At 59.9% G+C, this 15,393-nt stretch carries 13 protein-coding genes and 1 pseudogene; 5 read left to right on the forward strand and 9 right to left on the reverse strand.

The annotated features are described in order from the left end of the window. Window positions 1-331: 331 nt before the first annotated feature. Window positions 332-1,018, reverse strand: coding sequence for a hydrolase (locus tag ACF8Q6_RS10615; RefSeq protein ID WP_392490766.1), 687 nt, complete (start codon window positions 1,016-1,018; stop codon window positions 332-334). A gap of 207 nt (window positions 1,019-1,225) precedes the next feature. Here ACF8Q6_RS10615 and ACF8Q6_RS10620 point away from each other — a divergent pair, with 207 nt between their 5' ends. After that, window positions 1,226-1,687, forward strand: coding sequence for a RidA family protein (locus ACF8Q6_RS10620; RefSeq protein WP_003256717.1), 462 nt, complete (start codon window positions 1,226-1,228; stop codon window positions 1,685-1,687). Window positions 1,688-1,706: 19 nt separating this feature from the next. On the opposite strand, the gene ACF8Q6_RS10625 is transcribed toward ACF8Q6_RS10620, so the two are convergent. Continuing rightward, a complete protein-coding gene (locus ACF8Q6_RS10625; protein ID WP_392490765.1) occupies window positions 1,707-2,693 on the reverse strand; it encodes a LysR family transcriptional regulator in 987 nt (328 codons plus the stop codon). Between the two features lie 290 nt (window positions 2,694-2,983). Between ACF8Q6_RS10625 and ACF8Q6_RS10630 the strand changes: the two genes are divergently transcribed. Beyond that, window positions 2,984-3,256: a PepSY domain-containing protein gene (locus ACF8Q6_RS10630; RefSeq protein WP_012051849.1), complete on the forward strand. Its 273-nt coding sequence runs from the start codon at window positions 2,984-2,986 to the stop codon at window positions 3,254-3,256. Between the two features lie 169 nt (window positions 3,257-3,425). Here the strand turns inward: ACF8Q6_RS10630 and ACF8Q6_RS10635 are convergent, their stop codons facing one another. The 3 genes and pseudogenes from ACF8Q6_RS10635 to ACF8Q6_RS10645 form a co-directional block, all read right to left on the reverse strand. Further along, the gene (locus tag ACF8Q6_RS10635; RefSeq protein ID WP_012051850.1) at window positions 3,426-3,752 is read right to left on the reverse strand and encodes a general stress protein; all 327 of its coding nucleotides are present in this window, start codon (window positions 3,750-3,752) and stop codon (window positions 3,426-3,428) included. A gap of 346 nt (window positions 3,753-4,098) precedes the next feature. Next, window positions 4,099-4,893 carry an OBAP family protein gene (locus tag ACF8Q6_RS10640; RefSeq protein WP_392490764.1) on the reverse strand — a complete coding sequence of 265 codons (795 nt, stop codon included), beginning with the start codon at window positions 4,891-4,893 and terminating at the stop codon, window positions 4,099-4,101. Window positions 4,894-5,325: 432 nt separating this feature from the next. Next, window positions 5,326-5,439 (reverse strand): annotated as a pseudogene (locus ACF8Q6_RS10645) (transposase domain-containing protein); the annotation flags it as partial. Between the two features lie 267 nt (window positions 5,440-5,706). Here ACF8Q6_RS10645 and ACF8Q6_RS10650 point away from each other — a divergent pair. Both ACF8Q6_RS10650 and ACF8Q6_RS10655 read left to right on the forward strand, forming a co-directional pair. Further along, a complete protein-coding gene (locus ACF8Q6_RS10650) occupies window positions 5,707-6,915 on the forward strand; it encodes an MFS transporter (RefSeq protein WP_392490763.1) in 1,209 nt (402 codons plus the stop codon). Window positions 6,916-7,071: 156 nt separating this feature from the next. Further along, window positions 7,072-7,677 (forward strand): TetR/AcrR family transcriptional regulator, encoded by a 606-nt coding sequence (locus ACF8Q6_RS10655; protein WP_070096642.1) that lies wholly within the window; start codon window positions 7,072-7,074, stop codon window positions 7,675-7,677. A 101-nt stretch (window positions 7,678-7,778) separates the two neighbouring features. On the opposite strand, the gene ACF8Q6_RS10660 is transcribed toward ACF8Q6_RS10655, so the two are convergent. Beyond that, window positions 7,779-9,140 (reverse strand): chloride channel protein, encoded by a 1,362-nt coding sequence (locus ACF8Q6_RS10660; protein WP_012051854.1) that lies wholly within the window; start codon window positions 9,138-9,140, stop codon window positions 7,779-7,781. 138 nt (window positions 9,141-9,278) lie between these two features. Continuing rightward, window positions 9,279-10,640: a Na+/H+ antiporter NhaA gene (nhaA, locus tag ACF8Q6_RS10665; RefSeq protein WP_392490775.1), complete on the reverse strand. Its 1,362-nt coding sequence runs from the start codon at window positions 10,638-10,640 to the stop codon at window positions 9,279-9,281. 303 nt (window positions 10,641-10,943) lie between these two features. On the opposite strand from nhaA, the gene ACF8Q6_RS10670 reads away from it, so the two are divergent. Next, the gene (locus ACF8Q6_RS10670) at window positions 10,944-12,917 is read left to right on the forward strand and encodes a BCCT family transporter (RefSeq protein WP_392490762.1); all 1,974 of its coding nucleotides are present in this window, start codon (window positions 10,944-10,946) and stop codon (window positions 12,915-12,917) included. A 27-nt stretch (window positions 12,918-12,944) separates the two neighbouring features. Here ACF8Q6_RS10670 and ACF8Q6_RS10675 read toward each other — a convergent pair whose 3' ends face one another. Beyond that, a complete protein-coding gene (locus tag ACF8Q6_RS10675) occupies window positions 12,945-13,361 on the reverse strand; it encodes a DUF1850 domain-containing protein (RefSeq protein WP_392490761.1) in 417 nt (138 codons plus the stop codon). Beyond that, the gene (locus tag ACF8Q6_RS10680; protein WP_392490760.1) at window positions 13,358-15,385 is read right to left on the reverse strand and encodes a TRAP transporter permease; all 2,028 of its coding nucleotides are present in this window, start codon (window positions 15,383-15,385) and stop codon (window positions 13,358-13,360) included. The genes ACF8Q6_RS10675 and ACF8Q6_RS10680 overlap by 4 nt, the downstream gene beginning before the upstream one ends. Between the last annotated feature and the right edge of the window lie 8 nt (window positions 15,386-15,393).

Raw genomic sequence — 15,393 nt, forward strand, 5'->3', positions numbered from 1 at the left:
CGCATGCTGCGCGACAGCCCGCATGCTGCGGGAAGCGCGGTGACCGATATGCCGGTATCCAGATGATCCAACATCATCTGCTTGGCCGTTGTGACCTGCCAGGGTTTGAGCCGCCCAGTCGACTGAATCGCGACGGTGGCTATAACGATGCCTTTAGTACTGTTCATGGGATCAATTCATCCTGAAAATCTGTAGATGGCTTGATCCGGGCAGCACGATTCGCTGAAGCCTCGTCTGACGCTTCAGAACACTCCGTAACGATTGGTAGCCCGGATCAGCTCGATCCAGCCCCGCTTGTTGATCAGGAACCAACTTTGGGGCTGATCAGGCATCAGACCGATGCGGGCACGGGGGCCAGGGTTGGGCCGTGTTGAACGCGCTCTGGCGCTTTGTGCACCATGGTGTAGGCATAGTCGACGCCCATGCCGTAGGCACCCGAATGCTCTTTGACCAGTTCCATGACCGCATCGTAGGTGTTGCGGTTTTTCCAGTCGCGCTGCCACTCCAGTAGCACCTGCTGCCAGGTAACTGGTACCACGCCCGCCTGGATCATGCGCTGCATGGCGTAGTCGTGAGCCTCCTTGGTCGTGCCCCCGGAAGCGTCGGCAACCATATAGATCTCATAGCCTGCATCGTGCATGGCGGACAGCGCGAAGGTGGTGTTGCAGACCTCAGTCCACAGGCCCGAAACGATGATCTTGTTTCGACCATTCTTCTTCAGCGCGTCACGTACCTTCTGGTCGTCCCAGGAGTTCATGGACGTGCGCTCGAGCAGCGGAGCGTCAGGGAATACCGCGAGCAGCTCGGGGTAGGTATGCCCGGAGAAGCTCTCGGTTTCGACTGTGGTGAAGATGGTGGGAACATTGAAGATCCTGGCTGCTTTGGCCAGGCCCACGGTGTTGTTCTTCAGGGTCTGCCGGTCAATGCTCTGCACGCCAAAAGCCATTTGCGGTTGCTGATCGATGAAGATCAGTTGGCTGTTGAGCGGGGTCAGGACTTCAGTGTGTGGCTTGCTCATTGTTCTTCCCTTTTGCTGAACGGTGGCGAGAGTTTTTCGGCGGGATGTCGCCGAGTGCCAGCACAAGATAGCGAAACACTCAGCGAAATAGTGGCGCACATTTGCGCTCTTGTGGGCGCATTAATGCACCCTGGATGACGTTCAATCCGGTGCTAGGATCTCGGCCAGTCGGATCACGTCGATCCATTTTTCGCCAAGGAGAATCCAATGGCTGCTTCACGACCTTTCAACGACGACACCGCCTACTGGGGCGTTTCATGGGAAGAGGGCTACGGCTATCCGCAAGCGCGGCGAGTTGGCAACGAGATCTTCATCTCGGGGCAGTTCAACCATGACGAAGAGGGCAACCTGGTAGCGCCGGCGCCACTGGATGCTGACGGTCGTCCGAGCGATTTTTCGTCAATGGGCGAACAGATGCGGGTTTCCTACGACAACATCGCCAAGCTGTTGGCCTTGTATGGCGCTACGATGCAGGATGTCGTTGAGGAGACGCTGTATGTGTTGGACATGGACGCAGCCTTTGCCGTAGTCGGCAAGGTGCGCAAGGCGGCCTATGGCACCGAGCGACCGCAGGCGGCCAGTAATATCATCGGTGTATCGCGGCTTGCACAGCGCCCCCAGCTGATCGAGATCGTGTGTCGTGCTGTGATCGGCGCCCAAGCCAAATAAACGGCGCCTCCGATTTCAACTAGGAAGCAGGGATGGCCTGCTGACCTTCGACCAGAGGTTTAAGGTCCGCCACGGCAGCCGCGCAGAACGTCATGAATGCTTTTACCCGCCAGGACTTTCTGATGTCCTGGTGGGTGAGCAGCCATAACTCATCCTGAAGCTCCTGCACCACTGGGCCGGCTCGAACCAACCCCGGGGTGATGTCGCCCAGCATGCAGGGGAGGAAACCAAAACCGAGGCCCGCCGCAATAGCGGCACTTGCTGCCGCCACGGAATCAGTGCGGTAAGCAATATGCTCCGAGGGCACTCGACATTCGACGTAGCTCGTTGCCTTCAAACCGCACAGGCCCCCCGAGTAGGATACCCATGCCTGACCCTCAGCGAAGGGATCGGTAATCGCCGCCTGCTTGACGCTGCCATATGCCGCCCACGCGATGTTGGCGAGCTTGCGGCCCACGAGGGTGTCCGTCGGTTTTTTGGTCGCGCGCACCGCAATATCCGACTCGTCCCTCGCCAAACTCAACGTCTGGTTGCCGACCAACACCTCGATGGTAATCCCCTCATTGAGGGCTTTGAAGTCCGCGATGATCGGCGTGAGAAAGTACAGCAGCAGCGAGTCGCTGGTAGTGATTCGCAGCTTTCCCAGGGGGCCTTGGCCGGCGCGGGACACCCTGCGGGTGACACTGACGATGTCCAGCTCAACGCGCTCGGCCAGTGCACGCAGCTCGACGCCTTCGGCAGTCAGCAGATACCCCGCCTTGCGATGATCGAAAAGCGCGACCCCAAGCGTCTTCTCAACTTGCGCGACCCGGCGCGAGACGGTGGACACATTGATGCCGAGCTTCTTGGCCGTGGCAGAGCGGTTGCTACAGTCACTTAGCGTTTTAATGATCCGCAAGTCGTCCCAGGAAAGTTGGCTGACAGCTTCGCCGACATCCCACTTCGGGCCGTGGGCATTCGCAGGGATGGACTGGGCACTTCCGGGTGACGGCTTCACGACAATCATTCCAGGTGGGGAGGGCTGATGATACGAGAAGGAGCTTGGCCAACCAAGGTGGGGTTAGAAGGCGTGCCTGGTTAATGGTCAGAAGAATGCCGGCTGCTAGGCGGGCAAGCACTATCACGCGGGGAAAGCTCGAGTAACTCGATCCAACGATTTATGAAGTCTCACCCGACTGCTTGTCTGCCGGAGCTCCATGAAGAGACCTCAGTTTCGGTGTCGACCCGCACTCAAACTGAACGGCGAGATCAGCGTGAGGGTCGGAACGATAACTGTCACGAAAAAGGATGTTAACGATGAAAGCGATGACTCGACTGTTCACAGGCTTCGCCATGGTCGCCGCAATGGCAAGCACTGCAGCATGGGCGGATCAGCCTGGAGCAGATTGGAAAGTAACCAAGGATCAGGCCGAAGCTACCTTAAAAGGCGCCGGCTACACGCAGATCACCAAGATCGAGGCCGATGATGGTCATTGGGAGGGCGAAGGTATGAAAGCTGACGGCAAGCAGTACGAGTTTCAGGTCGATCCGCACGACGGCAAGATCATCAAGGACGAGCTGGATAACTAATCAGGGCGGTTGTTGCTCTCTGATCGGCCCGCGATTTGTGCGCGGGCTTTTTTTCGCCTATCAACTGGGAAAACTGTACTGTTTCGTTAGCCGGTCATTCCGTCATTCTTGAATGGTGGCTTCGAAGATATTGGGGAAGCCAGGGTTATCCCTCTCCCTGGCTATTTGCTCAGCGATTGTCTTCCGTCATTCCGCTGTCTTCGTCCTGAATCGCTTGCGACTCATCGTCCATACTTTCCTCCCGGTCAGATTTAATGCCGGTGGAATGGCCTCCTTGGCCACCCCGTTGGGTTGCACCACCGGCACGCTGAGGATCGTCTTCCTGAAGGTTACTGCCGCTGCCATGCCCCGTTTGCTGATTCTCAGGTCTCCCGCCGGACATTTGACCACCTTTCTGGCCGGCTTCAGACGCCCGTTGTGGATCATTGGCAAAATTGCCAGGGTTGTTTTGAGCGGTGCCGCCTTGCTGACCAGCCTTGTCTTGATCGTTAGCCATGATCTCGCACCTCGTGTGTTCACACAGAGAGTCTGTGTTTTCTTCGGATGCCGGGAGAGTGCGGGATGCTTCCTTTACTTTCGTGCGAGCTGACCGGGGGCGCGAAAGATGGTAAAGCGCAACGTATCGTGTGATAAAGATCGTTGCAATGGTATAGTGTGGCTATCTGAGCGCGGCTAGATAACTTCCAAGAGTGCCAGACGCTGCCGGATGTCGGCGATGAGCCGTCTGCCTTCTGCCTGCATCAGATCGCCATAATGGGCAATTGCGCCACACCTTCGGCACGTGAGGATGGCCTTTTTGTTCAACTTTATTGGTGTCACAAGGTCTTGCCCATCGCATTTCCCTATTGGCTGGAACGGCTGTTCGCTTTCTCAGATGTCGACGTGGCGGGACGATGCAGATGAGCACCTGTTGGATCGGTGATCTGAATAACGTTGCCGTGTTGCCAACCATCCGCCTTGGGATCAGCCGCAGGGATTTGAATGTCAGCCCGCTGAGCTTTGGTTTTTGCCGCATCCACCCCCAGACGGCGATTGCGCTGCTCGACCATCGCCGGGTCAGCCTGGCCATCCATTGTGAACCCCATCATCAACTGCGGAACGCCCACAGGAAGAGCTTTATCCTGGTCGGTGTGCCACGTGTGCCATGTCTTCCCGTAGGTATGGGCAAGCCGCTCCATCAGCGCATGTTCAGCAGTCGCGGGGATGCCTGGTGCAACCAACTGACCGGACGAGACTTCATAGCCGTGGCTGTGCCACATCGCCTTCTCGTTGGCCGGCAGACCAGCAAACAGCTTTTCGTCGATGATGTACTCGACACCCATGATCTTCGCTTCCTTGATATTACCGTCGAAGATGACGCACTGGATGACATCCTCATTCAGGATGGAGCAGTAGTGATGCGCTTCCATCTGCACATCAGGATGTCCGTTGTAAAAGTGGAAGCCATCCAGGTAGGCGTTGATGGCCTCAATGGGCGGCTTGGCCTGCAAGGTCGCGGCGCCGGCTTCCAGCAACTGAGTCTTTGCGGATTCGGGCCTGCCAGGCGTCTCCACAGGCGACTTCGTCTCAGGAGCAGAGCAAGCCCACAGAAGACTACAGGCCAGGGGTAGGGTTATAAATCTGATGAGTTGTGGCATGAGAGTGGCTCTAGCTAGTGTCCTCAAGGGACAGCCTGGGCCTGCTGAACGGACAACTCAGAAGACAAACGGCCGAATTCTAGGCAAAAGAAAGCCCGCTGCTAGGCGGGCTAATGGGAGCTTCTATCACACGGGGGGATAGGACGAGTGTTGCCTAGGTGTCGTGAAAATGGGGTGAAAGAAAAGTCCCTACAATGTCATCGCAGGGTTCTCCAACGCAGGGCCAGCCTATGCGCGTGATCTGCGACAGAGATATGCGACGGTTCACGTCATTGAATCTTTTGGTCAAATGGCAAGCGCAGCGCGCCGGCCCAATGGGACAGAGGCGTGAGGAAAGCCCTGATTATTCAGGGCTTTTTGCGATTCTTAACCGATGCACGTTCCCCTCCTGCCGCAAGGTCAGGGCTTGGTTTACCGTGGCTTCCCCGACTTTCACTTCCACGGCAATAGCGATTCGTAATCCTCAACCTTCGCGGCATGCGGCAAGTCCTCCAGTACGTGGCGAAGCCATGCATAGGGTTCTTGGCCGTTGGCTTTGGTGGTTCCAGCAAGCTCTACAATTGTGCGCTGACTGCAGCGACGTTCGTGGCGACTGGCCTGGGGGCCTCATCGCTCACACCTTCAACTCTCGCTCAACGGCGAACGAGTGCTCGCGACACGCAAGGCGTCACGGGGCAGGGCGGCTGAATAAGGACGTTCCCCGTCGAGTATTTACATTCAATTCGTATGATAATAAGGTTTTAATCATACGAGCTGCATGTATTTTACCTTGAGCGTGACTGCCCAAGGGCCTTTCGATAAGGAGAGTCGAGCGTGTTCAGTACCTACCGCGAGTTGTTCCAGGCCAGAGGCGCCAAGGGCTTCGCCTTGGCCGGCCTGCTGGCCCGGCTGCCGTTGCCGATGACCGGTATCGGGATCATCACCATGTTGTCTCAGATCACCGGCAGTTACGGCCTGGCCGGTGCGGTGGCGGCCACCTTCGTGCTGACCTATGCACTGATGTCGCCGCAGATCTCGCGCCTGGTCGACCGCCATGGCCAGGGCCGCTTATTGCCGGCCGCCGCCGGGCTCAGTGTGCTGGGCATCCTTCTGCTGTTGGCTTGCAGCTATTGGCGGCTGGCGGACTGGACCCTATTCGTCGGGGCCGCGCTCGCCGGCTTCATGCCCAGCATGTCGGCGATGGTGCGCGCGCGCTGGACCGCGATTTACCGCGGCAAGGCGCAACTGAAGACAGCCTACTCGCTGGAAACCGTTCTTGACGAAGTCACCTTCATTGCTGGCCCGCCGATTTCGGTGGGGCTGAGCGTGGCGGTACTTCCGCAGGCCGGTACATTGGCTGCTGCCGTGTTCCTGGCCGTCGGCGTGTTCGCCTTGGCGGTGCAGGTCGGCACCGAGCCGCCAGTAGAGGCCGATGCCGCCACCGGGCAAGACAGCATGTCGGTGTTCAGGCTGGCCGACGTACGCCTGCTGACCTTGCTGATGGTCGCTATGGGCTTGATCGTCGGTACGGTCGACATCGTCAGCGTGGCATTCGCCGAGCAGATGGACATGCCGGCTGCGGCCAGCGTGGTGCTGTCCTGTTATGCCATCGGCTCCTGTGTCGCGGGGCTGGTGTTCGGTGTCCTGAAACTCGATACCCCGCTACACAAGCTGCTACTGCTGGGTGGGTTGGCGACGGCGGCGACAACCTTGCCGCTGCTGGTGGTGGGAAACATCATCGGGCTGGCCATTGCCGTGCTGGTTGCGGGACTGTTCTTCGCCCCGACCATGATCGTGGCGATGTCGCTGGTAGAGCGCATCGTTCCCGAAAGCAAGCTGACTGAAGGGATGACCTGGTTGCTCGCCGGTCTCAACGTTGGAGTTGCCGGCGGTGCCGCAGCGTCTGGGCAGGTGGTCGATAGGTGGGGTGCCCAGGCCGGATTCAACGTGGCCTTGGCCGGCGGGGCCGCAGTGTTGTTGGTCGCGCTTTGGGGCTACCAGCGCATGCGCGCCCGAGCCCGACAGGCGTCGTATTCGCTTTGATCGGCTTCAGGGCTGGCCGCCAGGCTTGGTGGCTCGGTCACCGCGCGACGATACGACAGGCTTGTCAGTGCGCCTCGCGCCCAAGACAATGCGTGCAAGCGGTATGAATACTCGTATACGCCTACCCCATGCCGCCAGAACACAAGGAATAGCTGGATGGTTCGCCGCACCCGCGCCGCAATGCAAGAAACCCGAGCCCTGTTACTGGCCACCGCCCGCCAGATGTTCAGCGAGCAGGGGTTTGCGCACGCCTCAATGGATGATCTGACCGCCCGGGCGGGCTTGACGCGGGGGGCGTTGTACCACCACTTTGGCGACAAGAAGGGGTTGCTGGCAGCCGTCGTTGAGCAGCTCGACGCTGAAATGGACGAGCGCCTGCGTGCTATTACCGAGACCGCCGATAACGCTTTGGACGGCTTCCGCCAACGCTGCCACGCCTACCTGGAGATGGCGCTGGAGCCCGAGATCCAGCGCATCGTGCTGCGCGACGCCAGAGCGGTGTTGGGGGGCGGCTCGCCTGAGGCCCAGCGGTATTGCATAGAGTCGCTGCGCCAGTTGATCGACAACCTGGTACTACAGGGCGTTTTCGTCAACGCGCACGCTCAAGCGCTGGCTGCGTTGATCTACGGCAGCTTGGCTGAAGCGGCTGTGTGGATCGCGGAGGCCGAAGACGGCAATGCTCGCTTGGCGCAGGCTGGCAAGGCGTTTGACCTGCTGTTGCTCGGGGTGCTAAAGCGGCCAACAGACTCTACGGAGGCGTGAATGCGCGCGACAGTTCCGCCCTGTTGGGAGCCCCGTACCCCTCAGGGCAGTTCCGCTACCTGACTACCCGTTAACGTCTGGCAGGGCAGGCTTGGTGCTGCTCAAGGTTTTTCGGTAGCGCTCGGTTGGCGAGCGGCGGGTTCTGTGGAAGAAGACGCGGCAGCATGAAGCTTGTCGGTAATCTGCTTGGCCAAGGCATGGTAAAGCGAGACTGGAGACACCCATCCAGAGATCGCCGCCGCCATCAGTGTCGCGGCCAACATGGGAATGGCCAGGTCCGGGCTGTGTGTCAGTTCAAGCACGATGACCGAGGCGGTCAGTGGCGAGCGTGTCACACCGGCCAGGTATGCGCCCATGCCGAGTAGTGCGCCTGCCTGAGGGTCAACATCGGGCAGCAAGCTCAACAGCGGCGCAAAGGCGGCGCCGATGCTCAGCGAAGGCGAAAAGAGCCCGCCTGGAATCCCGGAAAGATAGGACGCGACGTTGGCCAGAAACTTCCACAGGAGAAAGCTTGTGTCCGTGATCGGCTGCCCCTCCAGCAACGCACGCGTTTCTTCATACCCGGTGCCGAATACATGATTGCCAGAGACGAGCCCCAAGGTGGCCAGCAGCAACCCACAGGTGGCAGCAAAGCGCACTGGATAGCGTCCGCGTAACGTACAGACCTGGCCGAGTATACCCTTGTCGGTGGGCAGCACAAGCTTGGCGTAAAAACCACCCAGCAGCCCGCCCAGCACTGCACAGGCAGGAACGACGCTCCAGCCCCAGCCCACCGGCATCCGACCGCTGATCTCGCCAAAGTAGGCGTAATGCCCCATCAGCCCCAGCGTCACGACCCCGCCGATCAGCACCGCAGTGAGCACCAAGCCACTGAAACGTTGCTCGAACGTGCGGCTCAACTCCTCAATGGCAAAGACTACCCCCGCTAACGGGGTATTGAAGGCTGCGGCAATACCCGCGGCGCCTCCGGCGAGCACCAGGCCAGCGATGGTGCGCCGGCCGTGCAGGCCTAAGCGTCGGCCAAAGGAATAGAGCACTGCGGCGCCGATGTGGACGGTCGGGCCTTCCCGGCCAACCGAACCGCCGACCAGCAGGGCGCCCAGCGTCAGGCTCATGCGTGCTGCAGCCACAGGGAGCGAGAGTAATCGGGCGCGCAGCCGGCGAGAGGGCATTTCCAGGGCGGCGATGACTTGGGGGATGCCGCTACCCTTGGCATTCTCAAACCATCGTTGCGTCAGATAAGCCAGGGCCGCGAAACCCAGCGGAGTGATGAGAAGAGGTGACCAGGGTGCCCATTCCAGCAAGCGCTTGAACGAAGCGAACGCCGCGTCGGCTAGCCAGGCGAATGCCAGCGCAACGAGCCCCACCAGCAATGCCCCGATCCAGAACGCCAGTCGCTGACGCCATTCTCGCCAGCGTGAACGGCGGGGGAGTGAAGGAGCAGGTCGGGTAGGGTCGGACATTGCCCACACATGGCTGACTTGGAAAACCGAGAGTATGGCGTGTTTTCCCGCACAGGCCTACCCGACACAGGTTGTAGCCGCGCCGGGAGTGGCGATCCGCTTGCCCGACTGCAAGGGATCGCCAGTCTCGGAACGTGGCTAGGTGGGCGAACCTGCTTTGGTAGCAGACGCTGCGCTACGTAGGCTCCACACCCCCCAGGTCAAACCCAGTACGGCCGCGATCAACGATGCAGATAGCACGCCGAGTTTCGCTGCCCCAAGTGAGCCAGGGTCGACGAACGCGAGGTTGGCGATGAAGATCGACATGGTGAAACCGATGCCGGCCAGCAGCCCGACCAGGATGATGCTACGCCAGTTGACCTCGGCGGGAAGCACGCACCAGCCCAGGCGGACCATCAGCCAACTGACGCTGACGATGCCCAAGGGCTTTCCTGCAACCAGGGCGACAGCGACGGCGATCATGACCCACTGGGGGCCTTCTGCGGACAGGTCGACACCCGAAAGGCTGACCCCGGCGTTGGCCAAGGCAAACACCGGCATGATGCCGAAGGCTACCCAGGGGTGCAGGGTGCCTTGCATGCGCACTACCGGCGGCAGCAGTTCGCGCTGGGCCAGGCGCAGTCGTTTCAACGGGTCCATGAGGTCGCTGGCATCTTGCTCAGGCGCCTTGGCGCGCCCCAGCAATTCGCCGGTGAAGCGGGTAATGGCGTCCAGTGGGCGCTCACGCATCGGCATCGCGGTCACAGGTGTCATCAGGCCTAGCACAACGCCTGCGAGGGTCGGGTGGGCGCCGGTCAACAAGATGCCCAGCCAGACGATCGCACCGGGAAGGACGTAGGCGTAGGCTGAACCCACACCGATCTTTTGAAGCCCGATCACCATTAGCAGGCCGATCAGTGCAACGCCGAAACCGGTGTAATCAAGGCCGCCCGAGTAGAAGAACGCGATGATCAGGACTGCGATGATGTCATCGATGATTGCCAGGGCGAGGAGGAACACACGTACATTGGACGGGATCGACTTGCCGAGCAGTGCCAATACGCCCACCGCAAAGGCGATATCCGTCGCCGTTGGCACGGCCCAGCCTTGCTGGTCTGCCGGCGCGTGACCAAAACTCAGGTAGAGGAGTGCAGGCACGGCCACGCCGCCGACAGCGGCTGCCATGGGGAGTGTGGCTTGGCGCAGGCTGGACAGTGCACCCTCGTGGATTTCGCGGCGGATCTCCATGCCCACGACCAGGAAAAAGATGGTCATCAGGCCATCATTGATCCAGAAATGCAGGGACTGCGAATAGACATGCGAGCCCACGCCGAACGTCAACGGCGTATGCCAAAGGGCTTCATAACTGTCAGCAGCCGGGGAATTGGCCCAGATCAGGGCAGCGACTGCGGCAATCAACAGAACGATGCCGCTGACCGCTTCAATGTGCAAAAAGCGTTCAAGGTTGGCGAAGGCGCGCTCGGCGAGTTTCTGGGCGCGAGGTAATTCTACTTTATGCATAGGCACAGGTGCTCCCGCATGGCGGCCCGACCTGCGCTGTTCTTTAACCTGCCCCACTGCACCGTGCAGCTGGCACCCGTGCGGTAGTCTACCGAATAACCACTCGCAGATGAATAAAAAGCGCCAAACCATTCACTCCAATGGGGCGTCGGTTTGAGATTTTTTCCTGCAGACGGTAGGGTTTGTGGTTGTTTTTGAGCATGCCGGGCTTGGCAGACGGGAGTTTATCCAGCTGCTAGCCTTGGTAAATGTTGTCGTGCCCAGGCACGCTGTGCTCATCGCCTTGCAAGGAGAACTGCCGCTATGACTGCAGCCCCCAAACCCAGGAGCACCCTCAATCCACCTGTCTTCTACACCAGTGCGATACTTGTTTTTCTGCTGGTCTTGTACGCCACGGCATTTCAGGAGCACGCCCAAACGCTGTTCGAGCAAGTCCAGCGATGGATCATTACCAATGCCAGCTGGTTCTACATTCTTGTTGTAGCGTTGGTGTTGATCAGCGTGGTGTTTCTGGCCGTCAGCCGCTATGGCGACATCAAGCTAGGCCCTGACCACAGTGAGCCGGATTACCGAAAGAGCAGTTGGTTCGCCATGCTGTTCTCGGCAGGAATGGGGATTGGCCTCATGTTCTTCGGCGTGGCCGAACCGGTCATGCATTTCTCCACACCGCCCGTGGGCGATCCCGGCACCGTCGCCGCGGCGCGCGAAGCCATGAAAATCACCTTTTTCCACTGGGGCCTGCATGCCTGGGCGATCTATGCCATCGTCGCGCTGATCCTGGCCTACTTCAGCTTCCGCAATGGCCTGCCGTTAACCTTGCGTTCGGCACTCTATCCGCTGATCGGTGAGCGAATCTATGGCCCTATAGGGCATGCCGTGGATGTCTTCGCCATCCTCGGCACGGTGTTTGGTGTGGCCACCTCGCTGGGTTATGGGGTATTGCAGATCAACAGCGGGTTTCATCATGTGTTCGGTTTGCCGGTAAACACCACCGTGCAAGTCATCCTCATCACCGCCACCTGCGCATTGGCGACGCTTTCGGTGGCTAGCGGCCTGGACAAAGGTATTCGCATCCTGTCCGAACTCAACCTGAGCCTGGCGGTGATCCTGATGCTGTTCGTGCTGCTGCTTGGGCCCACGGTGTTCCTGCTCCAAACCTATGTACAGAATACCGGCGCTTACCTTTCGGACATCGTCAATAAAACCTTCAATCTCTACGCTTACGAGCCCACCGACTGGATCGGTGGCTGGACCTTGCTGTACTGGGGCTGGTGGTTGTCCTGGTCGCCCTTCGTGGGTTTGTTCATCGCACGTATTTCGCGAGGGCGGACCATCCGGGAATTCGTCTGCGGCGTATTGTTCGTGCCCGCGGGTTTCACCTTGCTGTGGATGACGGTGTTCGGCGACTCGGCAATCCATATGATCCTCAACGATGGCGTAAAGGATCTGGCGACCGTGGTCAGTGAAGACAGTTCCCTCGCGTTGTTTGCTTTCCTGGAGCATTTTCCGTTCTCCAGCATCATTTCGTTGATCGCGGTGCTTATGGTGGTCGTGTTCTTTGTGACCTCGGCGGACTCTGGTGCACTGGTCGTGGATATGCTCGCCTCCTCCGGACAAGGTCATTCACCCCTATGGCAACGTATCTTCTGGTCTGTCTGCATAGGCGCAGTCGCGATCGCGTTGCTGCTGGCGAACGGTCTGAAGGCGCTGCAGACCGCGACCATTGCGAGCGCTTTGCCGTTCGCGGTCATCCTGCTGGTTGCGATTTGGGGCTTGTTCAAGGCGCTGAGTCTTGATGCGACCCGCCGCGGGTTGCGCAATCAAGCCTTGCCAGGCCCCCGCCATACCCGCCACCCACACGGCGGCTGGCAGCGGAGGCTGCGCAATATTGCATTGATGCCTCGCCGGGTTCATGTCACGCGCTTTATCGCCGAGGTGGTGAGGCCAGCCTGTGAAGAGGTCGCCCAGGAGCTGCGCAAGCAAGGCTACGAGGTGAGCGTGAATGAGCGCGATGATGGGCGGGTATCTCTGGAGCTCTCCCATGCCGGAGAAGGACGTTTCCTCTACGAGGTGCGGCCACGGGCCTTCAATACGCCAAGCTTCGTCATGAGGGACACCGAAGACGGTGCCGATGCCCGCAAGTATTTCCGCGCGGAAGTGCATCTGCGAGAAGGGGGCCAGGACTACGACATCATGGGGTGGAGCCGTGACGATGTGATTGGCGACATCCTGGATCAGTACGAACGCCACCTGCATTACTTGCACGTGGTCGGCTGAAGTGGATTCGGTCCTGGCCTGGCGCAGTCAGGGCAGGGCGGTTCGCCCGCTGTGCAACGGCGGATTTTCACAGGCCCAGAAGTCTACTGCAGCAACGCGTTCGCTCGGCGGTCCTAACCAATAGGACAGTGGCTGGCACCCGTCTGTCGTGCAGACTTGGTAGTCGCCAGCCTCGGGCGTTCGCCCGGCGTGCAAGGGCTGCAGCGGTGGTAGATGACGACGATAGTGCCAAGTGCCGTTGCGCAGTTGAGCGTCGTCCGGAATCTCCATGCCGGCCCCGCTGCCTTTGACCCGTGCCTCTACCAGTACCAGGCCCGCCGGGGTCACTTGGTAATCCTCCTCCCAGCGGACCTTTTCGATACTGTGCTGCCACGCAAGGGTAAAACCGTTCAGTGGCAGGCTGACCCAGACCACACCGGCCCACCCAACGCAAAGGCTGATCATGCGAGGTGTCCAGAGGCTGGTCGGCTTCGCCAGTAGTGCCAACCCAGCACTGCCGTACCCAACGCAAAACCGACCTCATCGCTGATGGGCGCGGCAAGTATCAAGGACACGCCAGCAGCGAACGCCAACAGGCGCTCCCACCAGGGCATGGGGGCACGCAAATGCCCGATCGACGCACATCCCCAGAGGGCTACCGCGAACGCCGCCTTGATAACCATGTACAACGTGGAGCCCATGCTGTCACCTTGCATCATCAACGCCGGGTCATAGACTGCCATGAAGGGCACCACGAAACCGGCCAAGGCAATGCGCACCGCCCAGAAGCTGATCAACAGACCTTTTTCCTTGGCAATCGGGGCCGCTGCAAAGCACGCCAATGCCACTGGCGGCGTCAGATCGGCCAGGATGCCGAAATAGAACACGAACATGTGCGAGACGATCAGCGGGACCCCGAGTTCCAACAGGGCGGGGGCGGCAATGGAGCTGGTGATGATGTAGTTGGGGATGGTGGGGATGCCCATACCCAGTACCAGGCAAGTGAGCATGGTCAACACCAGCGAGAGGAACAGGTTGTCCCGTCCCAGGTCAAGAATGTATCCGGCAAAGGTGGTGGCCAAGCCGGTCAGCGAGATGACCCCGATAATGACGCCGACCAGCGCACAGGCAATGCCCACCGGCACCGCATGACGGGCACCCTCCGCGAGGGCCATGACGCACGCGTGCAGGGTGGCACGGCCGCCCTGGACAAAGCAGCACGCAATGGCCAGGCCGGCAATGACCATCAGAATCACCCCGATCCCCATGCGGAAAAAACCTGAACACAGTATCCCGAGTGCAACCCAGAAAGCCGCGCGCATCCAGGTTTTTTGAGCGCGCAGGATGATCGCCGAGCCTAGGATGACGATGGCGGTCAGGGCCAGGCCGACCATTCCCGAGTACAAAGGTGTTCGCCCGGAAAACAACAGGGCGACCAGGACCATCAGCGGTACCAGCAGGAACCAGCGTTGTCGCAATGCGTCCCAGGCACTCGGGCACTGTTCGCGAGGCAAGCCATTCAGATGGCTGCGCCGAGCTTCCAGGTGGACCATCCAGTAGACCGAGCCGAAGTACAGCAACGCTGGGATGAGCGCGGCTTTCGCCACCTCGGCGTAGGGCACGTTGATCGTCTCGGCCATGATGAACGCCACAGCGCCCATCACCGGCGGCATCAGCTGGCTGCCCATGCTGGAGGTCGCCTCGACGCCACCGGCAAATGCAGGTTTGTAGCCAAAACGCTTCATCAGCGGAATGGTGAACTGTCCGGTGGTGACGACATTGGCCACCCCCGAGCCGGTAATGGTACCCATCAGTGCCGAGGAGAACACCGACACTTTGGCCGGCCCTCCGCTGCGATGGCCGAACAGCCCCATGGCGAAATCGGTGAACAGACGAATCATGCCTGCCTGCTCGAGAAATGCGCCGAACAGGATGAACAGGTAAATGTAGGTGGCTGAGACATAGGTCGGTGTGCCATACAGCCCCTCGGTGCCGAAGGCCAACTGATTGACAATCTGATCGAGGCCGTAGCCTCGATGCGCGAGTTCGCCTGGCAAGTGTTGGCCAAGCAACCCATAGGCCAGAAACAGGGCGCAAATGATGGGCAACGCTATGCCCATGACGCGCCGCGCGGCTTCAAAGACCAAACCAATAAGCAACAGCCCCACGATCAGGTCACTGGTGGTCAGTTCGCCGGAGCGTTGAATCAGATCCCCTTCGAAGTACCACTGGTATGTGGCCGTCGCCATTCCCGCAAGACCCAGCAGCCAGGCAAGGGGTTGCCACGGCCGATGGTGGCCAACGAATGCATAGCTCAGATACACCACCAGCAACAGGAACCCCACGTGTATTGCCCGCAGTACTTGGGTGGAAATCAGGGGGAAGGCCGCCGTGGCGATCTGGAAAACCGAAAAGACCAGTGCCACAGCAAAAAGCGCGGCAGGCCAGCGATCGGTGCTGGCGTGAAGACCTTGCGCTGTATCACTCATACGCTGCT

It is taken from the genome of Pseudomonas sp. GLN_2, from assembly GCF_043106005.1.
In the GTDB taxonomy this organism is placed as follows: Bacteria; Pseudomonadota; Gammaproteobacteria; order Pseudomonadales; family Pseudomonadaceae; genus Aquipseudomonas; species Aquipseudomonas alloputida.